Source organism: Pseudomonas sp. PSE1(2024), assembly GCF_050990555.1.
Lineage (GTDB): Bacteria > Pseudomonadota > Gammaproteobacteria > Pseudomonadales > Pseudomonadaceae > Aquipseudomonas > Aquipseudomonas aphyarum.
Window position 1 is genome coordinate 6309619 of sequence record NZ_CP158967.1, and the last position, 20190, is coordinate 6329808.

Genomic DNA, 20190 nt, shown 5'->3' on the forward strand with positions numbered 1-20190 from the left:
GTCTGATAACGTGCGTCTATCGATTGCAGCCGGTATGCTTGGCCCGCATCTTCATGGACGCTTGCTATGACCCTCACAGAATTACGCTACATCGTTACCCTCGCCCAAGAGCAGCATTTCGGCCACGCGGCCGAGCGTTGCCACGTCAGCCAGCCGACCCTGTCGGTGGGCGTGAAAAAGCTTGAAGACGAACTCGGTGTGCTGATTTTCGAGCGCAGCAAAAGCGCCGTGCGCCTGACTCCGGTCGGCGAAGGCATCGTCGCCCAGGCGCAGAAAGTGCTGGAGCAGGCCCAGGGCATCCGCGAACTGGCCCAGGCCGGCAAGAACCAGCTGACCGCCCCGCTGAAAGTCGGCGCGATCTACACCGTCGGCCCGTACCTGTTCCCGCACCTGATTCCGCAACTGCACCGGGTCGCCCCGCAGATGCCTTTGTACATCGAAGAAAACTTCACCCACGTGCTGCGCGACAAACTGCGCAACGGCGAGCTGGACGCGATCATCATCGCCCTGCCGTTCAACGAAGCCGACGTGCTGACCCTGCAACTCTACGACGAGCCGTTCTACGTCCTGATGCCGGCCCAGCACCCGTGGACCCAGAAAGAATCCATCGACGCCGCGCTGCTCAACGACAAGAGCCTGTTGCTGCTTGGTGAAGGCCACTGCTTCCGCGATCAGGTGCTGGAAGCCTGCCCGACCCTGACCAAGGGCAACGACGGCGCCAAGCACACCACGGTCGAATCCAGCTCGCTGGAAACCATTCGCCACATGGTCGCGTCCGGTCTGGGCATCTCGATCCTGCCGCTGTCGGCGGTGGACAGTCACCACTACGCCCCTGGCGTGATCGAAGTGCGTCCGTTGTCGGCACCGGTGCCGTTCCGCACCGTGGCCATCGCCTGGCGCGCCAGCTTCCCACGGCCGAAAGCCATCGAGATCCTCGCCGACTCCATTCGCCTGTGCTCGGTCGCCAAACCTGCCGCGCCGGTTACGGCCGGTTAAGTCAGCGTCATGACTGAGCTGTCGCAGGTGTCGGTCACCGCACTCAAGGGTGTCGGTGAAGCCATGGCCGAGAAACTGGCCAAGGTCGGTCTGGAAAACCTCCAGGACGTGCTGTTCCACCTGCCGCTGCGTTATCAGGATCGCACCCGTGTGGTGCCGATTGGCGCGCTGCGCCCGGGGCAGGACGCCGTGGTCGAAGGCACCGTCAGCGGCGCCGACGTGGTCATGGGCCGGCGCCGCAGCCTCGTCGTGCGCTTGCAGGACGGCACCGGCGGTTTGAGCCTGCGCTTCTACCATTTCAGCAACGCGCAGAAAGAAGGCCTCAAGCGCGGCACGCGGATTCGCTGCTACGGCGAAGCCCGGCCCGGCGCCTCGGGGCTGGAGATCTATCACCCGGAATACCGCGCCATCAACGGTGACGAACCACCGCCAGTGGATGAAACCCTGACCCCGGTCTACCCGCTGACCGAAGGCCTGACACAGGCGCGTCTGCGCCAGTTGTGCATGCAGACGTTAACCCTGCTCAAGCCATCCACCCTGCCCGACTGGCTGCCGACCGAACTGGCCCGCGACTATCAACTGGCGCCGCTGGCCGACGCGATCCGCTACCTGCACAACCCGCCCGCCGATGCCGACGTCGACGAACTCGCCCTCGGCCATCACTGGGCCCAGCATCGTCTGGCTTTCGAAGAACTGCTGACTCATCAACTGTCCCAGCAACGCCTGCGTGAAAGCATGCGCTCCCTGCGTGCGCCGGCGATGCCGAAAGCCACCAGACTGCCGGCGAAATACCTGGCCAACCTCGGCTTCAATCCGACCGGCGCTCAGCAACGGGTCGGCAACGAAATCGCCTACGACCTCAGCCAGCACGAACCGATGCTGCGACTGATTCAGGGCGACGTTGGCGCGGGCAAAACCGTGGTCGCCGCCCTCGCCGCGCTGCAAGCGCTGGAGGCGGGCTATCAGGTCGCGCTGATGGCGCCGACCGAGATCCTCGCCGAGCAGCACTTCATCACCTTCAAGCGCTGGCTCGAACCGCTGGGCATCGACGTGGCGTGGCTGGCCGGCAAGCTCAAGGGCAAGAACCGCGGCGCCGCGCTGGAACAGATCGCCAGCGGCACGCCGATGGTGGTCGGCACCCACGCGCTGTTCCAGGACGAAGTGCAGTTCAAGAACCTTGCGCTGGTAATCATCGACGAACAACACCGCTTCGGCGTTCAGCAACGTCTGGCGCTACGGCAGAAAGGCGTCGGCGGACGCATGTGTCCGCATCAACTGATCATGACCGCCACGCCGATTCCCCGGACGCTGGCGATGAGCGCCTACGCCGACCTCGACACCTCGATCCTCGACGAACTGCCGCCCGGCCGAACCCCGGTCAACACCGTGCTGGTCACCGATACCCGCCGCGTCGAAGTCATCGAGCGGGTGCGCAGCGCCTGCGCTGAGGGCCGTCAGGCCTATTGGGTGTGCACGCTGATCGAAGAATCCGAAGAGCTGACCTGCCAGGCAGCCGAAACCACTTTCGAAGACCTGACCGCCGCCCTCGGCGAGCTGAAGGTCGGGCTGATCCACGGCCGCATGAAACCCGCCGAGAAAGCCGCCGTCATGGCCGAATTCAAGGCCGGCAACCTGCAACTGCTGGTCGCCACCACCGTGATCGAAGTCGGCGTGGACGTACCCAACGCCAGCCTGATGATCATCGAAAACCCCGAGCGCTTGGGCCTTGCGCAGTTGCACCAGCTGCGCGGTCGGGTCGGCCGGGGCAGCGCGGTCAGCCATTGCGTGCTGCTCTACCATCCGCCGCTGTCGCAGATCGGCCGCCAGCGCCTGGGCATCATGCGCGAGACCAACGACGGTTTCGTCATCGCCGAAAAAGACCTTGAACTGCGCGGCCCCGGCGAAATGCTCGGCACCCGCCAGACCGGTCTGCTGCAATTCAAGGTCGCCGACCTGATGCGCGACGCCGATCTGCTGCCCGCCGTGCGCGATGCCGCCCAGGCCTTGCTCGAACGCTGGCCCACTCACGTCAGCCCGTTGCTCGACCGCTGGCTGCGACACGGGCAGCAATACGGCCAAGTGTGAGCACCGTCGCAGTTTCTGACAGCTCGTTCCAACCAAGCTGGTTATACTCCTGCAATTGTTTCAAAAACGGATACAGACCATGACCGAAGCTGCTCTCGCCCCCGAATCACCGCACGCTCCGTCTGTTATTCGGCTGCTGCTCAACAAGCTGGGCGTCGCCTACGAAGAAGTGCTCGACCACCACGGCCTCAATGCCTCGCGCAAAGTGCAGGCGGTGTTGCTGGACGACGCGGTCGGTGCGCTGATGGTGCTGTTTCCACAGAGCCAGTTGCTGGATCTCAACCGCCTCGCCGAGCTGACGGGCCGTCGCCTGACCGCCGTGTCCACCGAGCGCCTGGAAAAGATGCTCGGCAAACACAGCCTGAGCCTGCTGCCGGGCCTGCCGGCGCTGACCAGCTCGCCGTGCCTCTACGAAGAAGGCCTGCTGCGCGAGCCGAAGTTGCTGATCAACTCCGGCGAGCCGGGCCTGCTGCTGGAAATCGCCAGCGAAGACTTCAAGACCATGCTGACCAAGGCCAGCGCCGCCAACTTCGGCGAAGCCCTGAGCAGCATCCGCCCGAACCTCGACCGCCCGGACGATGACCGCGAGGAAATCACCCAGGCCGTGCAGGCGTTCACCGCGCGGCGCATCCAGCAACGTCTGGAAGCGACCATCGAGATTCCGCCGCTGGCCGAAACCGCACAAAAAATCATCAAGCTACGCGTCGACCCCAACGCCACCATCGACGACATCACCGGCGTGGTCGAAACCGACCCGGCGCTGGCCGCGCAAGTGGTGAGCTGGGCGGCGTCGCCGTACTACGCCTCGCCGGGCAAGATTCGTTCGGTGGAAGACGCGATCGTCCGCGTGCTGGGCTTCGATCTGGTGATCAACCTGGCGCTGGGCCTGGCCCTCGGCAAGACCCTGAGCCTGCCGAAAGACCACCCGCAACACACCACGCCGTACTGGCAGCAGTCGATCTACACCGCCGCCGTCATCGAAGGCCTGACCCGCGCCATGCCGCGCGCCCAGCGCCCGGAAGCCGGCCTGACCTACCTCGCAGGCCTGCTACACAACTTCGGCTACCTGCTGCTGGCCCACGTGTTCCCGCCGCACTTCTCGCTGATCTGCCGTCACCTGGAGGTCAACCCGCACCTGTGCCACAGCTATGTCGAGCAGCACCTGCTGGGCATCAGCCGCGAACAGATCGGCTCCTGGCTGATGCGCTACTGGGACATGCCGGACGAACTGGCCACCGCTCTGCGCTTCCAGCACGACCCGAACTACGACGGCGCCTACGCCGAATACCCGAACCTCGTCTGCCTGGCCGTGCGCCTGCTGCGTGGACGCGGGATCGGCTCCGGCCCGGATGAAGACATTCCGGATGCGCTGCTGGAGCGTGTTGGCCTGACTCGCGATAAGGCCAATGATGTGGTCAGCAAAGTGCTTGAGGCGGAAGTGTTGTTGCGTGAACTGGCTTCGCAGTTCAGCCAGGCTTAAAGAACCCGCTCGGACATTCGATCAAATGTTCGAGCGGGCACTTGCTGAAAAAGTCGATGAGCCTCCTTCAGCCCAAATAACGCACTACATAACCTGAGATTGGCTCGGAAAAATCGATAAGTGCGTATCCACTCATGACGACCTTGTTGTCGATCGTGACGGCGCCATCCTGGAAGATCACAAACGCCTTGCTGTCGTTGAACCGAACAAAACCGTCAATACCAAACGACATGTCCTGAGAGCCATCCATCAGATAGCGTGCTGCAACCAGCCAGAGAGCCTCATCTGCGGAGTCACTAAAACTTTGCCCGCTGACAATGATAGCGACCGCCTGACCTGCAAGATTTTGTTGTAACCCAACACCAAGCCATAACTCACCCTTCGGCATGAGCTGGGTGAAAAGCGGCTGGCCGTTGTTAAATACACAGTTGAAACTGCCATCATGATTAATCAGTGTGATCAGCCCTTTATCTGCACTTGATTCAAAAGGTTGATACCAGCCCGAAGCGAGGATTCCTTCAACGCCATTAATACCTGGCGTCAGCGTAAGCGCTCCAAAGGAAAACCCTCGCGCCTGCTGTTGAGTAATTGAGAAAAGCCCATTTTTGTTGCCACCAAACTGGAGATCAAACTGGCCTTGAGTGTCGTAGCGAATGACATAAGCGCTAAGCTTTCCATCTTCAGCGTGTGAATAACTGCCAACAATCAGCACTTTCCCGTCCGCCTGAACAGCGACACCACCAACGGAATTCCAGCGACGCTCAACCTCCGGAATTTCAACCAACACAAACCCGGTGCTGTTGAAAGACAGATCCAGCAAACCTTTCTCAGTGAGTCGAATGACAATACCTTGAAAGTCGTCCTCCCCATAAAACAAGTCGCCAAGCAGGACAACCGAGCCATTCGACTGGACGGTAGTGCAAGGGCCACGGCCAACACCTGTTTCTACAGCGGGCCTCTGGTCTCCGACCAAATATTGGGAAGGAGTCACGAATTTCACATTCGTGTGGATGCCAAGGAGATCGTAGACATTGATGATCGCTATGCCCTTATCGCCAAAATCGGGATCCGGTTGACCATCCGGACCAAATCTCACCGCAGCGACCTCGGATACGCGGTCAATATCTGCAATATGTCCCGCGACTACCCATCCGCCCTTCGTCGTGGGAAGTAACTGCGTCGGGGCGAACTGTTTGTTCTGAGGGAAGATGATTTCGGCGACGCCACCCACACCAAACGAAACATCCCGCGATCCATCCTCATTCAGACGAACCACATTGGCGGGCGATCCAGCCACTGTACCCAATGCTATGAGCAGTCGATTTTCTAGAAGTGGCAGCACAACACGAGCCGTACCACCAACATCCTGAAAGGGCAAAGGCACGACACCTTCGCTGCCGAATTGCGGATCCAGCGTACCGGCGGTCAACGGCTTAATCAGGCTCATAACGTATGCTCCCTATGACTGAATGAGTTCCAAAAGAGGAATCATCGAAATAGGAACACCGCGCTACCCACCCGTCACCTGTCAGATCTGACAGTGCCGTCGTTCTCCGTGATTCGCTGACCAGATTTGAGGCCTATTGCCTCAGCTCATCGAGCAGCAGATGTCTTTTTTCTCGGCTTCAAATACTTCATCAACCCCTGAAACCACATCACCAGCGCCGGATTGCCCTTGAGCTGGATCGACTTGTCCTGAATCCCCTGCATGAACGCCAACTGCTTGTTCTTCGCCTGCATCGTGGCAAACCCGAACGCCGCATCCTTGAACGCAATCGCAAACGCCGGTTCCGCCACCACCCCGGACTTGCTGGTAATGCGCTGGTCCTTCACCACGAAATGCCGCGCCACTTTCCCGTCCAGAGTCTGCAGCTGAAACACCAGATCCTTGTCACCCAACTGCTGCTGGAACGCAGGATTTGTCCGACTGGCCTTACCCATCAACAGACCCAGCATCCACAGAAGAAAACGAAATTTCATGCGCACAGCCTCAAAAGGAAAATGAACGGCCGGGGGAGTGTAAGGGATTCGGGCGGATTCGCCACTATCCAAGACTGATAGAAGACGATGTAGGTCTTTTCTCGCATGATGACTGCCAAGTCACGCTTCCCAATTCTTGAACCTGATCGCTCCCACGCTCCGCGTGGGAATGCATCCCGTGACGCTCCGCGTCACACCACCCCCGTCCTACACCTGAAGAAACACATTCCTGTAGGAGCTGCCGATAGCAGTGGTTTCTTGTTCCTCTACCCCGCAAATCCTTGGGAAATGTCCTTCAAACTGCGGTGCTGTCCATGAACTAGGCAGGCTGGGCCATCGTCGATAGCCTCCGTGTGTCGCCGCAAAATCGGTGACCGGATGTGCAAGTCCGAAAACCGGGGCAAATCTTTCCAACTCCAAAGGATTTACACCGATGATCGATCCAACCCTCACTGACGAAGAAGTTTCCCCCTACGAATTCCCAGACTCGAAGAAACTCCATGAAGCCGCCGAACGCGCCCTCGACCACCACTTCAAACCCAGAGCCCCACGCCCCAAACGCCTGGGCGGCCTGTTCGCCCTCTGCCCCAACGCCGACGCCGAAGCCCTCATGGCCAACGCCTCCGAAGACCTCCTGTCCATCAGCGCCATCGCCGCCAACCTGGCCGACGACCTCGACGGCCCCCGCCGCTCGATGGCACTGGGCCTGAGCAGAATGGCCGACGGCGTTCGATTGATGGTGGAAGGCACGCTCGATCACATTGAGTTTCGGGAGTATCAAGCCAAGCCGTAGCTGAATCGCGGGCGGAAAAAAAGGGGACGTTGAGTCCCCTTTCCTGATCTTCGGCAGCAGAGATTAGCGAAAGTCCTCTGCGCTTTTTGGTCGTGTCTCTAACCCGAAATCCGCCAACCGGTGTACGTAAGCATGACCACCGGCATTACAAGACTGTCGGAATACAACTTTGTCCCCCTTGAGCACCTTCAGATAACTCAAGAAGGCCTGGTTAACGAGGTAGGTATACGCACCGCTTTTGAACTTGATGATGTTCAGGTTCACGCTGCCTTCCGACGCATCTACAACAAAGAACTTTCCCTTGGGTGGCATAGCGTTCTTTGGATAAACCATCTCGATGTTCCCCGGCACACCATAGCGATACTGAACAGAACCGGCCGTGGGCTTGCTGTTTCCCCGCGCACAAACAGAAACCGTCTTGCCGCCCTCCAGCGGGCAGCTGAAGTAAATGTCTTCGTCATCCGAGCACAACGTTCCATCCTGCCCGCCCTTCAATGGCGCCGTCTCCTGCGAAACGCGCTCCGGCGTTTGAGCGATATCAGCACAGTTGGACAGGCAAACCAGTTTCGAAAGATCCGGATCATCGCTTTCAGTGAACACGTACGTCGCTGAACCATCACGGTTGCGGCCGTGATAAACGGGAACACTGACGGCCAGCCCTTTGGCCGACACCGGCACCTTGGTATCCCCGCCCGAGACGACCCAGCCTTCGGCCTCCCCGCATAACGCCTCCAAAGCGACCTCACTGAACGAATCTTTCGTTGGCACGGCGAACGGCTTGGCGTCACCTCGGCAGTCATAGCCATGCCAGTAGGGTCCGGTGTTCATATCAATATCGATCGAGAAAACATAAGCGCCGTCGAGCACCACCTTGCCGCTGTCGTAGGTGAAAACCAGCCAACGACGCGACTTCGCCTGGGAGTAGTTTTCTTCCTGAAGGATGTAGCGCTCACCATCTCGGTACAGCCAAAAGCCACTCATCGCTCCAGCCGGTTCCTCCATCTCGGATAGACGCTGCCCGGAGTGTGCGTCCACCAGAAATTTGTCCTTCAGCGCCAGCGCGCAGTCGCTGCCAACGTCCCTGCACGACGTGAGAGACGGGAACATCGGTCCCGCCACCGCAGAGAAAGAACATAGCAATAACGCGATCAAACCTAGTCTTTTCAACGTGCCACCTGCTTCAAAGCGAGTAATCCATCACTTCTTCCAGCCGCCAGCATTGCCCACGGACAAACCGATACTCGAAGACATAATCGGTATCCGGTTTCTGCAGGATGGCGACGGCGTGATCACCCTGCTCTTCCTTGACGGTCAACGTCAGGCCCTGGACCTCTCGCTTCGCTACATCCGGGATGATCGGGAACTTGAGCTGATCGCCGCTGAGGCTGCTTTTCTGCATCTCAGGCTCGGGATCACCGGCTACGGTCGTGACCATTTTCAGCGGCTGTTGGACGAAGGCTTTCTGCACGTCTGCGCGTTCAGAGAAGTCTGAGAGGAACGTTGAAAAGTTGGGTGAGGGGCAAGCAGCACTGGCCTTGTCACCATCAGTTTTGAGCGGCTTCTGACGGTTGCCCTTTTCCAGTTTCGAATCCGAAATCATCCTTCCATCCAGATCCGCCAAGTACTTCTTGATGCTCGCCGCATCCTTGTAAGCACACTCGACTTCTACGCCCTCTTCCTGATCTATACCGTCACGGCAGTTCTGCAACTCGGGGTCTGGCGGGTCACCACGAAAGAACTGCAAAGCCAAGTGGTCGCCGTCCTTGAAGAGCGGCAATTCCAGCACCGAATAGGAATCTCCTTCGAAATGCTCGTGCAGAACTTTGTGTTTTGTCAGAACAAACATGGTTTTCCCCGCTCGCTCAGGGAATTTGCGCTCGAAGAAGAACACCGAGGCGATCTTCTCGCCTTCAATCTTCCACACATAATTCAGCGAAGGTTTCACCGCATTCATGGGCGCGTAGAAAATCTCGGCATCAGGCACATGCACGTCCCTGACATGATCCTTGAGGTTGTTCTTCAAAAAGAACACCGTGATCTTTTGATCACCCAACGAAGCAACCACCGGGGGATGCAGTTCTCCGATGGTTTGTGGGTCGCTTGCCGATGCCGGCTGAGTCGACAAGCCGGCGATGATCCCGAGCACACCAAAACAACTTGAAAGCTTGTTCAATTCCGATCACTTCCCTGCTGATCAATCTTCTAAATTTACGCTGATGGTTTCACGATGACTCAGGTGCGCCGCACTTCAGCTCTTTGATTTGCTCGTTCTGAATTGGAATTACACAGGTGAGGCGCTTCTCTGCCTCTTCACGAAGCTCGAACAAGCTGAGCGTCAGGTGTAAACCATCCGCAGTGAATGCATGATCCTCAAACAATGCGCTGGCGTAACCATCCCAAAACGATTTGCCGTTAAAACTGCAAAACCGTTTTGAGGAGAGCACCCGCCAATTGCCCTTGGGCGCGAGGATCTGAACATTGAGGCAGGGGCTACCAAACGTAGTGACATAACGAGCCACCACATCGCCGTATCGTTGCGAAGCAGAGCTGGAAACCTTGGCGACATCAAACACTTCACTCGGACCATCCGGGACGACCGCATCCAGGTAGGCTGCACGCTCTAGACTCATTCTGGCGATGCACTTATTGAGCACCAAGGTATATGCCTGCGATCCGGGTTCGACATCCGTGGCATCAAGGGGGCAAGTGGTATCGCGCAACTTGATCCAGGCGCGTTGCGATTCTTTGGCCATGGCCATGTAAGCCTTTCCTTGCTCAGGCTCAGACTTCCATTGAGATTCGAATCGCGCCATCAGCTTTTTGTAGCTGGCGTTGAGTTTTGCATCGGCACTCTTGCGGTCGGCTTCCACACATTCGTCGTATTGCCAGCTCACAGTGATGACTTTGCAAGTGTCCTCAGCGAACGCGGCTGAAGCGGACAGCAGTCCTAAGGACAACGCGATAAAACGCACAAACATGTTCAATTCTTCATTCCCTGAATGACGGAGCGCTCAACTGCACGTTGAGGTATTTTCTGCGCCTTGCCGTCGGCGCTCATCACGTCGCGGTACTGCCTGTAATAACGCTGCGCTTCGTCTTTGCGATCAAGGCGCCAAAGTGAATCGGCGATGTTCAACATCAGCACTGTGCGTTTACCGATGGCCTCGACGCCGCGATAAAACTTCAGCGCCAGCTCATCTTTGCCGCCCTCAGCCAGGTAAAAGCCCAGGTCGTTATAGGCCTGAACATTTTGCGCCGGGGGATGACACGCCATGTAAGACTCCGGACTTAAAAAGACCAGACCCCATTCGATGGACTCTGCTCGGGACTGCGCCGGTTCGTTACTTGTGACATGTTTCAGCAAGTCCTTTGGAGACCTCGTCTCCAGGGCGGGAGTGAGCACTTCGCCGTCGTCGGTAACCCATTGATTGCCCTTCCACTGGCCGACACAAAAAGTGGCCGAACGATCAGCCAGCACGCAACCGGTCTCCATTGAGATAACCGTGCAATGCTGTTGCGACACTAGCTTCTCTTCACCGTTTTCGTCCGACAACATACCGAAGATCACCGGGTCGAGCAGCAAGGTTTTCTTGTCAGGACTGAGCATATTGGAGTGCCCATCGGCGCCAATATCGGCGCCAAAGAGCGGAAAGGTTTTCCCATTGGCGGTGAACCACGCAGTCGCCGAATCCACACCGGACATCGTCCATTCTGTAGCCCGAAATGACACCGTGTTCCCGTTGGCACCGACTATTGGCGGGTCCTCGGCATAGGCGCTCATAGCTCCGAACAGACAACCGATCATCGATACCCACTTAAGGCTGCCCGCGAGAAGATACTGATTCATGGAAAATTCCCTTTTGCCGTTAACCGGCCTGTTGTCCAGCCAGGCACTTTGCGTAGCCATCGGCGAATTTGGCATCGAATGACAGTTCCACCGGCTCTTCCAGTTCAGCCGAGGTGTTGAGCAACACCCGAGTGACCGGGGTGTATTTGATCCAGCCGATGGTGCCGGTGCCGTCCGTATCAAAGAGCAACTGGGCTCGCACCATTTCACCGTCGTCTTCATCAATCAGCAGATTGACCTTGTCCTTGCCGACATAGCGAAACGGGAAGTTACTGCTACGAACCATTTCGGTGAGATAGCCGTAGCAACTCCCGGCTTCGGCAGCTGCCGGAATGGCGTAGATGAGGGGCAAAAGTAGAAGTGCACTCAGCATGGGCCGAATGGAAAAGCGGTTCATCCAATCATCCTTAATCAAACAGCGGCGATCACAAATCCTTTAACGTCAGCAGCCGGAACTCGTTGTTCACAAACTCGAAGTAGCGGGTCCTGTAGCGGCTTTCAAGCTCATTACCCTGCGCGTCCTCTTCGGTATCGGCTGCAATGCCGGAAACAATGAGCAGACGGCTATCGGGCTTGTTCGACAGGCTGAAGGTATTGCCGTCGTATGCATTCGGCAGTCCGCCGACAACCTCCCCCGTACGCGCATCCAGCACTTCGCCGCAAATGGCACTGCCACCACAACCGACTCGGTGCAGGATGTAGTGGCCGGCAAAGTTGACCTTGCCTTTAAGTGCCTGTGCACGAGCCTTATCCATCATCGAGTTGCTGTGTTCTTGCGGCACAGGCTCATGATTAGTGCCGGCGAACACTGGGGAAACGGTGTAATCCTTGAAGGCCGGGTTGGCGGCGTAAGTCACGGACGTGGCAATGGCCAAGAGGCCACCGAGTAGAACTGAACATCCTTTCACGCTTTAACTCCGTAACTGAAATCTATTCGGACTGACCTTCATAACGCTGTGTCTGCGGGTTGAATTGCCACAGATGTGGTCGGGTCATGGCTACGTTATTTTTGTAGCGAATCTGCCCGCGTTTATCCCTGATGTAGGAATAGATCTCGATGTCTTTGACGTCTCCGCCGTTCTTGGGCGGACCGTCCAGTACCTTGATCCCGGCAAAGTAATCACCGCCGATATGCTTCAAGTAACCACGGCACTGAATCAGGAAGGCAAAGGTCAAGTCACCAGCCGACGGCTTCGGGGGCTGTCAGAGGCAATAACTGGGTTTGATTTCAGTGGTGGAATTCTTCTTCAGATGCTCCAGACCGAAGTTCGCCCCTTCGTAGCCCTGGGCGAGAGCCAATTGATAGCAGGCCATGGCTCGGGAGGGGTCTTTGGTGCCCCACTCGCCGCTCGCAAAGGTCGATCCCAACTTGCTGATCGCGACGGCATTACCCATTTTCACAGCGCCGATCAGCGCTTGCTCTGCGAGCGCGGGATTTTTGCAGGGCCCGTCGAAGGTAAGCTCGTTGCCGTCACAGTAAAACTCGTAAAGCCCCATCGCACCGTTGGGCAACGTAGTGGCTGCTGCTTTGAATAAAGACTCCAGCGCGTCCGTCGGCACCTGCGGCGCCATACCCGAGAGACTCAGAATGGCGGCTTTGTAACTGGCGAGTGGGTCTCCAGAGCGTGCTGCGCACAACAGGTTTTCCAACGTGGCTTCAAACAACTCGACCGTGAGCGGTTGATCTTCCGGAGCCCCCAATGCTTCGAACGCCTCGGCACGCTGGTAACAGAAATTCTCTTCCTTGCTCAGCTTGGGCTTGCTCGCAACGACCAGATCTTTATCACTGATCGACCAGTCTTCAACGCCCTCAAGCACCCAACAGGCCTGCCGCGAAAAGTTGAATACTTTGACGTGGCTCCAACCTGCGCGCTTATCCACAACGATGGAATGGCTATCGTCGAGTTCTTGTATCTTGACTCCCAGAATCTTGCGGGAGGGGATGGGTGCCAGTAACGGATAGCTCAACTCGGTCCCCTTCACACCCGTAACGATCGGTTCGAAACGACCGGCTTCGGCTGTCGGTTTCAACACGAGCGATTTGACCGTCATCGCCGTAAACCTGCGTTGTGATTGGCCATCGGCAGAAAATGCTGCAAGGAACGGCATGAAGTCGTCAGATGGGCACGCAACGCTTTTATCGGATGACTGCTCAGGTTGACCAGGCGCGATCTTGTCCAGATACGCCGAGCGCTCGCGGCTCATTCTGGCGATGCACGAGTTGACCGCGAACACATGCGTCGGCATCCCCGCCTCGATCTCGAATGCTTCCAAAGGGCAGTTCGCATCGCGCAATTTCAGCCATGCACGTTGCGACTCTTTGACCTTCGCCGCGTACTCCGCGCCCAATGCCGGATCCGCTCGATAATCAGACTCAAGCCGCGCTATCAGTTGCTTGTAGCTGAGGTTCAACTGCGTATCGGCAGCTTTCTTCGCCGCCTCCGAGCAGGGCACCATTTCCAGGCTTGAGGTGACATGGCTGCAGTCATCCTGCGCATATACCGCTGAAACAGGCAGCAGCACGGCCAGCAGGGTAAAAACAAAACGTTTCACTGTGTTCTTCCTTGAGTCATTCAGGCTTTGCGTTTGGCGAAACGGGTGGCGCATTGCTTGGCTATGTTCATTTCCCAATAGGTGCTGAGCAACGCTTTACGATTTTTATCGACGCGCAAATTAACGAAGCCATCGCTGCAGTCCGGCTGCAATTCTCCGAACGTGCCGGTTCTGGCTTGGTAAATGAACACCCGGTAATAGCGGTAAGTGCCCATGCCGTCATCGAGCTGCCAGATCGCGAAATCCTTTACTCCGTCGAAATTGAAATCATCGACCTGCACATGGAGTTCGTTTACGGCTTCAAAATCGATTGTCCGGGACTCGTTATGCGTTTCGCCTTTAACCGCGACGTTCAGCGTGGAGCCTTCGAGAACCAGCGTCGCTTCGATGCCTTGGGTTGGGCTGAACGTTGTGGTTTCGGCTAACACCGGCATCGTCCACAGCAGGCCGAGCAATGATGCTGCTAGAGTTTTTGATCTCATGCGCGCGCCCTACTCCCACTTGCATCCGGACTCCAAAGAGGAATCGATGCTGGTGTTATTTCCAAAGTAGTAAACCTTGCCGTTGGACTTCTTCGTGTACGTCATCGAGACGATCTGCGTTCCTTGAGTCACGAGCTCGTAGGTCCCTGAGACCTTGCCGCTGATAACTTCAGACCAGCTTCTGGCGCTCTGCCAAGGGGCATCCGCGTCGAGTATTTCGCTTTGGGTATCCGTCAACACGATGGAAATTGGCTCGCTGGACTTGGCGTACTTTACGAAGCCGCCAGACCATTTGCTGGAGGCGTCGTAAAAGGTACGGAATTCGAACTTCACCGGACTGGTTTCAGATAGTTCGAAGCAGAGTGATTCGCTGGTGACTGCGCTGTGGGCGGCGAAAGGAAATAATGCCAAAAAACCAAAACATGACCTTTTCATAGTTATGAAAAACCCGTTAACCACAGACGCTCCCTCAGCAGCCAATACAATGCCGCCATCAACTAACAGACAGATTTATTCAAAAAAGGAACAGATATATTCAAATAGCATAAATAACCTCCCCTTTCACTCCAACAAATAAATCCGCCCGCCATTTCAGCCAAATTGATAAATCTGAAAATATATCCACACAGGAAAACAGCTAGTAAATTGGAATCTGAAATCGCATCCTCGCCATGCATCGGTCCACATTTTCGCCAAATAGCTTGGAAGTCATAGCGCAATTTCCATCTGCGTATTCTTTCCAAGCCGAACCAAAGTTTTCGATTCCACCAACAAACTCAATAGCTTTTGGGTAGTTCATAGATGTAGCTTTTTCGTTCACCAACGACACTGCCTTATAGAAGCCATCGCCTATAACGCCAGTACGAAGATAAATGAGCTCACTCACCCGGAAACTAGTGATTTGCTTCACGCATGACAGCTTTTCGATAGGCGACTCTTCACCTTCGTCACCATCACCTTTGCAATAACTATCTTTTAATTTAATCCATTTCTTCTGCGCAGCTATCAGCTCTGCTTTTGTCGGCGCATCCAGCTCAATTGACAGCGCCTTGTATTGCTCATTAAGCACCTTATCAATCTTTTCAAATGATTTCTGTGAGCAGTTAATAATATCAGGGGTCGCCAAGGTGGCAGAGCTACAACTGACGTCCGCCGATGCGCCGCCTATAGATATCCAAACAACTGATAACGCAACCAGTGACTTGCTCATTATTTCCAGCAGTTGCATTTTAATGCCTCCTCAAAAAATACCGCTTCCTTTTCACGTCTTGTCGCCACCCCAGCCGTGCTGGGATCGTTTTCCCACAAGCGCTTCATACTGCGAAGACGTGAAGGTATCAGTTCGGGTTGATCGTTATCAAAATCTTCTTTTATTTGCTTCATCTCTAAGCGCTTCTGAGCTTTAGCCGGGGTATTACCGGTTAACGAGTTTCCTCGGTTCACAACGAGAGAAAGCAACACACCTTGACAATCCGGATGTAGATTGACAGCCTTGGGATATACATCAACAACTTGTTGTGCATATCTCTTCTTCATAATCACGGCCAACTTAAGAGCATTATCCTTGCTGATAGATATTGAGCTGACATTATGAACATAGTCTCTTGCTTCTTGACCCTTTTTGCCTAACGCCCCTTTCAAACTTTCGATTTCCTGAGGCGTATAAAGGTCTTTAAGCTCCGCATCGACCCTTGCGGCAGTCTGCTGTCCCAAGTCATAGCCATAGCCAATTGTTATGCCGCTATTGTTATCAGGAAGCGCATACGGATGTTCTCTATACGCTTCAATTGCCAATAAAAACTCAAACAGCTTTTTGGAAACGACATAAGGACCGACAGTTGTGTCCAGAGTATAAACTTCCGCCTTACACTTTTCAGGACAGCCCGATAAGAACCCCCCCAGCAACCCTAGGGGATGGATATGCTGGACGTTAGTATCACCAGTTATTCCGAATTTTCCGACTAGCTTATCCCACCAACCGAGTCGCTCGATTCGAAGTTTCTCTTCCACCCATTGCTTATGCGGATCGGCGTCACTATGCCCCATCAACTCATCTAGGGCGCTCCATTTCTCCCCCTTGTACTGCCACTCACTTTCGTAACGTGTAACCATCTGAGATATCGGCTGCGAGAACCAAGGTTTCTCTAACGCTTCCTTTATCTCCGAAGGCGTAAGTTTACTATCACCATTTTTATCCAGCATCTTGAACAGATGCTGCTTGGCAGGGCCGTCATTGGCAGCTCCCACGTTTGGCGTATAACTTGCCTTCTCCTCCTCTGTCAGGTTTTCTTGAGCATGGAGAGAGGCAGCCAGATGATCCACGTTGCTGACGGTCTCCTCAATAAAACTGAATCCCTCCCACTCAAAGGGCGAATGACGAGACAACGTCACGTCCGGCTCCGAAAACCATCCGCCAATTTCATTGCCATTTTCGTCACCAAGAAGACCATCCAGGCGCCACCAAAGCGTATAACTTGTCGTTCCGCCCATTACGACAGGAACCTTGATTTTTCTGTCCGCCGGCAATGCTTCCAGTACCCCGACCGGGACCATGAAATCGTACCCAACTTTTTTATGGGGATCAGTCACCCTAGGCGGATTACTAGCACTCATGCCTTCAACATGAGTGATTAATAGACTGTCTTTTGGAATTTTAAGCAGAGTTTTCTCGGCTTTTGGCAGACCTGATGCCTTCTGTTTACTCAGCTCAGTAAAAGCCTTGACGTCCTCGCAACTAAAAACCTCCAAGTGCAGAAGATTTCTTGGAGCAGAGTCTGAGTAGCTCTGATATTTTCCGACGTGCCCCACCAAACTCCCTGCTTTTATGAAAACAGGAGTAGCCAACACGTGGACAGCGTCTTTTTCGGCTGGCTCGCTCTTGGTTTCAAGCAGGCCCTCCCAAACGTAGCCAAGAACCTCCGCTGCTGCCAACGGAGGTACAGCGTTTCCTCCCAAAATTTCCAATAGCTTTTGGTATTTACCGCGCGTCCCATCACTGCCAATTTTCACCTGAGTTCCAATCGGCAAAATAGCGGTCGTCGTACTGGATTGGTTAGGAGAAGCGTGTACCGCCAGCCCTTTTTTAGGGGGAGTCATCGGATCTTTTGCTGCATTGCCCACCTTATAGCTATTTGGTGTGGCCCCTGCAGTCAACTCTCGCTTAAACACCCAGCCGTTCCCAGCGGGGAGGTTGGCATCCGGAGGCGTAACACTCACCACTTTGAGCCAACCGTTTTCTTCTTCAGCAGTTTCGACAACTGTGCCGCGAGGCAAAACAGTCAACACCGTGCTATATCCCGGTTTTCCGCGCCTTTCCTGTCGAACTCTCAAGCCCAGAATTTCATCCTTTGCCGTAGCCATCACCTGCCATGTGCCACCACTCCAAAATGAAGGCCGACCCAGTGCAGGAGTTTTTTCATACGTGTCCCAATGCAGGAGGTGCATGTAAAGACTAAAGAAAGTCAGACTAGGCCCCGGAGTTACTGCAGCTGGTGTTCCCCCAGCCGCAGGGGCGGATGCAGGAGGAACAGGCGTCTCTAAACGATGTTTAACGAGTACAAAACCCGTTGAATACACCGCCTCATTGGTATCAAAAGCTGACTTTGGATAAGTACTATCAATACGATAAGCGACAACTTCCCCGTCCGCGATGCACCTGACCTCCGCCAAATCCTGCACCAAACCAGATGCCTCATCGAAATGTACCCCTCCGTGCCAGAGGCCATTCGCCCCCAACGGGTAGTAACCATCTTTCGCCTTGGCTAACGCCTTATAAAACTGCTGCGGATCCGTAGCTTCTGCCGCTCCCACCTTCAATGGATACGACCATTTCTCTACTTTCTTGCTGGTTGTCTCTGTCATTACCAATTACCTGAATTCTGATCCCTGGTGGCTTGGATTGCCGTCGATGTATTACCCAGAAAAGTTGAGCATGCGTTTTGGCTTGCGTTTGATCTTTTCCTCAGGCGCATTCAACAACGCCTGATCCATCAAACTCCCCGCCTTATCCTTATCCGCCGCCCCCGGCAGCACCGGCGGTTTGATCCCGATGCCAGTGCCTGCTCCCGGCGAGCCGCCGGCGTTGATCTTCACCACCGGCCCAACCACCGTCACACCACCGCCATCGAGCTTGATGAAACTGCCGCCGCCGAGAATCGTCAGCTCAGTCCCCGCCTCAATGACAATCTTGTCCCCAGCCTTGATGTGTATCTCTTTCCCAGCACTGGTCAGTTGTGCGGTGCCGAGCTTCACATGCTGGCTCTCACCAATAGTCAGGTGGTCATCCATCCGCGCTTCGATCTTGCGGTCGGAAATCGTGGTGCGATGTTCTTCAGCCTTCAGCTCGGTGTAGGTGTTCTTCACCACGGTGTCGTGGCGTTCATTCCCGACCCGAATCTTCTGGTCGTGCTCAACGTTTTCATCCCAGTCGCGCTGGGCGTGGATGAAGATTTGTTCGGCGCCTTTTTTGTCTTCGATGCGCAGTTCGTTGTAGCCACCGCCGCCCGGGGAGCTGAGGGTTTTGAAGACGCTGCGGGTTTTGTTCGCCGGGAGGGCGTACGGCACCGGGTTTTCCTTGTGGTACAGGCAGCCGGTGACCAGTGGCTGGTCGGGGTCGCCTTCGAGGAAGGTGACAAGGACTTCCATGCCGATGCGCGGGATGGAGATAGCGCCGTAGCGGTCGCCGGCCCAGGAGCTGGAGACGCGCAGCCAGCAGCTGGTTTTGTCGTCGGCCAGGCCTTCGCGGTCCCAGTGGAATTGCACTTTGATGCGGCCGTATTGGTCGCAGTGGATTTCTTCGCCTTTGGGGCCGGTAACCATGGCGGTCTGGCTGCCGAGCACGCGCGGTTTCGGGTGTTCGAGGGCCGGGCGGTAGAACACGTCCCACGGGGTGGCGAGGAAGGTGTTGCGGTAGCCCTGGTGGAAGTCGTCCTTGTTGTCGGTGGTGTCGCTGGTCACCGACTCTTCGAGGACTTGCGGCTGTTTGCCTTCGTGGAAGATTTCGGTGAGCAGCCACAGGTCGTTCCACTCGCTGCGCGGGTGGTCGGACATTTCCATGAAGTGGCCGCTGACCAGTCGGGTCTGGTCGCCGCGACCTTCGGCCTGACGGTAGTCGGCACGGTGACGTTCGAGGGCGCGCTGGCTGAGGAACTTGCCGCGCGCGCGGTCGATGAAGCGGCCGGGATAGTCGTAGTCTTCGAGATCCGGTTCAGTGCTCTCGCCATCGGGTTTGTACGCTGCTTCCATTTGCAGGCGCGGTTTTTCGAAGTCGTAGTCGCGGCGGGTGGTGCGGCTGGTGCGGGTTTCCAGGCGCAGCTTGAAGCCTTTGATCACCGGTTCTTCGGCGACCATGCCACTGCCCTGCACATACGCGGTCGGTTGGCCGAGGTTGGGGAACACGGTCTGGTCATCGCCGAACACCAGCAGGTGACCCTTCTTGCTGTGCTGGAAGTGGTAGTGAATGCCTTCCTCTTCACACAGACGCTGGACGAAGTGCAGGTCGGTTTCGTCGTACTGCACGCAGTAGTCGCGATCCGGGCACGGCTGGCTCAACTGAAAGCTGTAGGCATTGCCCTTGATGCCGTGCTCGTCGAGGATCAGCGCGATGATTTTCGGCGCCGACATCTGCTGGTAGATGCGCTGGTTGGTGCGGTGATGCAGGTATTGCAGCTGCGGCACCAGCGAGACCTTGTAGCGGGTCAGGCGTTTGCCGGCATCGCCCTGGGCGACGCGGTAGATCTGGCCGTGGATGCCCGAGCCCTGCGGATCGAGGGCGAGGAACGCCTGTTTGTGCAGGAGTTTTTCCAGGTCCAGATCCGGGTTTTCGCTGACCAGTTCGAGGTCGAAACGGAACGGCTGGCTGATGCCTTCGGTGCCGGTGAACGACAGCACTTGCAGGTCGCCCACGTAGTCTTCAACGGTCAGGCTGAAGTGCGTTTCGTTAGCTGGGTTGAACATAAAGTGCTCCCTGTTCGAA

19 protein-coding genes are annotated in these 20190 nt (G+C 56.2%); 4 read left to right on the forward strand and 15 right to left on the reverse strand.

The genetic code is table 11. The annotated features are described in order from the left end of the window. The first annotated feature begins 66 nt into the window (after positions 1 to 66). From ABTV87_RS28865 to ABTV87_RS28875, 3 genes are all read left to right on the forward strand, one after another. On the forward strand, positions 67 to 996 hold the full coding sequence (locus tag ABTV87_RS28865; RefSeq protein WP_007954418.1) for a hydrogen peroxide-inducible genes activator: 930 nt from the start codon (positions 67 to 69) through the stop codon (positions 994 to 996). A 9-nt stretch (positions 997 to 1005) separates the two neighbouring features. Then, positions 1006 to 3081 (forward strand): ATP-dependent DNA helicase RecG, encoded by a 2076-nt coding sequence (gene recG, locus ABTV87_RS28870; RefSeq protein WP_433898737.1) that lies wholly within the window; start codon positions 1006 to 1008, stop codon positions 3079 to 3081. Between the two features lie 79 nt (positions 3082 to 3160). Then, the gene (locus tag ABTV87_RS28875; protein WP_433898738.1) at positions 3161 to 4561 is read left to right on the forward strand and encodes an HDOD domain-containing protein; all 1401 of its coding nucleotides are present in this window, start codon (positions 3161 to 3163) and stop codon (positions 4559 to 4561) included. Positions 4562 to 4628: 67 nt separating this feature from the next. Here the strand turns inward: ABTV87_RS28875 and ABTV87_RS28880 are convergent, their stop codons facing one another. After that, positions 4629 to 6008, reverse strand: a complete 1380-nt coding sequence (locus ABTV87_RS28880; protein ID WP_433898739.1) for a hypothetical protein — start codon at positions 6006 to 6008, stop codon at positions 4629 to 4631. 146 nt (positions 6009 to 6154) lie between these two features. Beyond that, positions 6155 to 6541, reverse strand: coding sequence for an SCP2 sterol-binding domain-containing protein (locus tag ABTV87_RS28885; protein WP_221534049.1), 387 nt, complete (start codon positions 6539 to 6541; stop codon positions 6155 to 6157). Positions 6542 to 6974: 433 nt separating this feature from the next. Between ABTV87_RS28885 and ABTV87_RS28890 the strand changes: the two genes are divergently transcribed. Continuing rightward, positions 6975 to 7334, forward strand: coding sequence for a DUF6124 family protein (locus ABTV87_RS28890; protein WP_221534048.1), 360 nt, complete (start codon positions 6975 to 6977; stop codon positions 7332 to 7334). A gap of 63 nt (positions 7335 to 7397) precedes the next feature. Here the strand turns inward: ABTV87_RS28890 and ABTV87_RS28895 are convergent, their stop codons facing one another. The 13 genes from ABTV87_RS28895 to ABTV87_RS28955 all read right to left on the reverse strand — a co-directional run bounded on the left by ABTV87_RS28895 (position 7398) and on the right by ABTV87_RS28955 (position 20171). After that, a complete protein-coding gene (locus ABTV87_RS28895) occupies positions 7398 to 8441 on the reverse strand; it encodes a hypothetical protein (RefSeq protein ID WP_433898740.1) in 1044 nt (347 codons plus the stop codon). A 73-nt stretch (positions 8442 to 8514) separates the two neighbouring features. Beyond that, positions 8515 to 9507: a hypothetical protein gene (locus ABTV87_RS28900; RefSeq protein ID WP_433898741.1), complete on the reverse strand. Its 993-nt coding sequence runs from the start codon at positions 9505 to 9507 to the stop codon at positions 8515 to 8517. A gap of 49 nt (positions 9508 to 9556) precedes the next feature. Further along, positions 9557 to 10312 carry a lysozyme inhibitor LprI family protein gene (locus tag ABTV87_RS28905; protein WP_221534046.1) on the reverse strand — a complete coding sequence of 252 codons (756 nt, stop codon included), beginning with the start codon at positions 10310 to 10312 and terminating at the stop codon, positions 9557 to 9559. A 2-nt stretch (positions 10313 to 10314) separates the two neighbouring features. Next, positions 10315 to 11181 carry a tetratricopeptide repeat protein gene (locus ABTV87_RS28910; protein ID WP_433898742.1) on the reverse strand — a complete coding sequence of 289 codons (867 nt, stop codon included), beginning with the start codon at positions 11179 to 11181 and terminating at the stop codon, positions 10315 to 10317. Between the two features lie 19 nt (positions 11182 to 11200). Continuing rightward, complete coding sequence (locus tag ABTV87_RS28915; protein ID WP_433898743.1) at positions 11201 to 11578, reverse strand: hypothetical protein; 378 nt, start codon at positions 11576 to 11578, stop codon at positions 11201 to 11203. 28 nt (positions 11579 to 11606) lie between these two features. Beyond that, entirely contained in the window at positions 11607 to 12056 is a 450-nt protein-coding gene (locus ABTV87_RS28920) for a hypothetical protein (protein WP_433898744.1), read from the reverse strand. Positions 12057 to 12111: 55 nt separating this feature from the next. Then, positions 12112 to 12357, reverse strand: a complete 246-nt coding sequence (locus tag ABTV87_RS28925) for a hypothetical protein (RefSeq protein WP_433898745.1) — start codon at positions 12355 to 12357, stop codon at positions 12112 to 12114. Positions 12358 to 12384: 27 nt separating this feature from the next. Continuing rightward, positions 12385 to 13734, reverse strand: coding sequence for a lysozyme inhibitor LprI family protein (locus ABTV87_RS28930; protein WP_433898746.1), 1350 nt, complete (start codon positions 13732 to 13734; stop codon positions 12385 to 12387). A gap of 20 nt (positions 13735 to 13754) precedes the next feature. After that, positions 13755 to 14216 (reverse strand): XAC2610-related protein, encoded by a 462-nt coding sequence (locus ABTV87_RS28935; RefSeq protein ID WP_433898747.1) that lies wholly within the window; start codon positions 14214 to 14216, stop codon positions 13755 to 13757. 9 nt (positions 14217 to 14225) lie between these two features. Further along, the gene (locus ABTV87_RS28940) at positions 14226 to 14675 is read right to left on the reverse strand and encodes a hypothetical protein (protein ID WP_433898748.1); all 450 of its coding nucleotides are present in this window, start codon (positions 14673 to 14675) and stop codon (positions 14226 to 14228) included. A 178-nt stretch (positions 14676 to 14853) separates the two neighbouring features. Beyond that, the gene (locus ABTV87_RS28945) at positions 14854 to 15444 is read right to left on the reverse strand and encodes a lysozyme inhibitor LprI family protein (protein ID WP_433898749.1); all 591 of its coding nucleotides are present in this window, start codon (positions 15442 to 15444) and stop codon (positions 14854 to 14856) included. Then, positions 15426 to 18077 carry a pesticin C-terminus-like muramidase gene (locus ABTV87_RS28950; protein ID WP_433898750.1) on the reverse strand — a complete coding sequence of 884 codons (2652 nt, stop codon included), beginning with the start codon at positions 18075 to 18077 and terminating at the stop codon, positions 15426 to 15428. The genes ABTV87_RS28945 and ABTV87_RS28950 overlap by 19 nt, the downstream gene beginning before the upstream one ends. 51 nt (positions 18078 to 18128) lie before the next feature. Next, positions 18129 to 20171 carry a type VI secretion system tip protein VgrG gene (locus tag ABTV87_RS28955; RefSeq protein WP_433898751.1) on the reverse strand — a complete coding sequence of 681 codons (2043 nt, stop codon included), beginning with the start codon at positions 20169 to 20171 and terminating at the stop codon, positions 18129 to 18131. Between the last annotated feature and the right edge of the window lie 19 nt (positions 20172 to 20190).

Coding starts and splice junctions, on each gene's coding strand:
- ABTV87_RS28950 (WP_433898750.1), bottom strand. CDS start 18,077: ATGACAGAGACAACCAGCAAGAAAGTAGAGAAATGGTCGTATCCATTG.
- ABTV87_RS28890 (WP_221534048.1), top strand. CDS start 6,975: ATGATCGATCCAACCCTCACTGACGAAGAAGTTTCCCCCTACGAATTC.
- ABTV87_RS28895 (WP_433898740.1), bottom strand. CDS start 8,441: ATGTTCCCGTCTCTCACGTCGTGCAGGGACGTTGGCAGCGACTGCGCG.
- ABTV87_RS28865 (WP_007954418.1), top strand. CDS start 67: ATGACCCTCACAGAATTACGCTACATCGTTACCCTCGCCCAAGAGCAG.
- recG (WP_433898737.1), top strand. CDS start 1,006: ATGACTGAGCTGTCGCAGGTGTCGGTCACCGCACTCAAGGGTGTCGGT.
- ABTV87_RS28935 (WP_433898747.1), bottom strand. CDS start 14,216: ATGAGATCAAAAACTCTAGCAGCATCATTGCTCGGCCTGCTGTGGACG.
- ABTV87_RS28955 (WP_433898751.1), bottom strand. CDS start 20,171: ATGTTCAACCCAGCTAACGAAACGCACTTCAGCCTGACCGTTGAAGAC.
- ABTV87_RS28885 (WP_221534049.1), bottom strand. CDS start 6,541: ATGAAATTTCGTTTTCTTCTGTGGATGCTGGGTCTGTTGATGGGTAAG.
- ABTV87_RS28915 (WP_433898743.1), bottom strand. CDS start 11,578: ATGAACCGCTTTTCCATTCGGCCCATGCTGAGTGCACTTCTACTTTTG.
- ABTV87_RS28875 (WP_433898738.1), top strand. CDS start 3,161: ATGACCGAAGCTGCTCTCGCCCCCGAATCACCGCACGCTCCGTCTGTT.
- ABTV87_RS28910 (WP_433898742.1), bottom strand. CDS start 11,181: ATGAATCAGTATCTTCTCGCGGGCAGCCTTAAGTGGGTATCGATGATC.
- ABTV87_RS28945 (WP_433898749.1), bottom strand. CDS start 15,444: ATGCAACTGCTGGAAATAATGAGCAAGTCACTGGTTGCGTTATCAGTT.
- ABTV87_RS28880 (WP_433898739.1), bottom strand. CDS start 6,008: ATGAGCCTGATTAAGCCGTTGACCGCCGGTACGCTGGATCCGCAATTC.
- ABTV87_RS28905 (WP_221534046.1), bottom strand. CDS start 10,312: ATGTTTGTGCGTTTTATCGCGTTGTCCTTAGGACTGCTGTCCGCTTCA.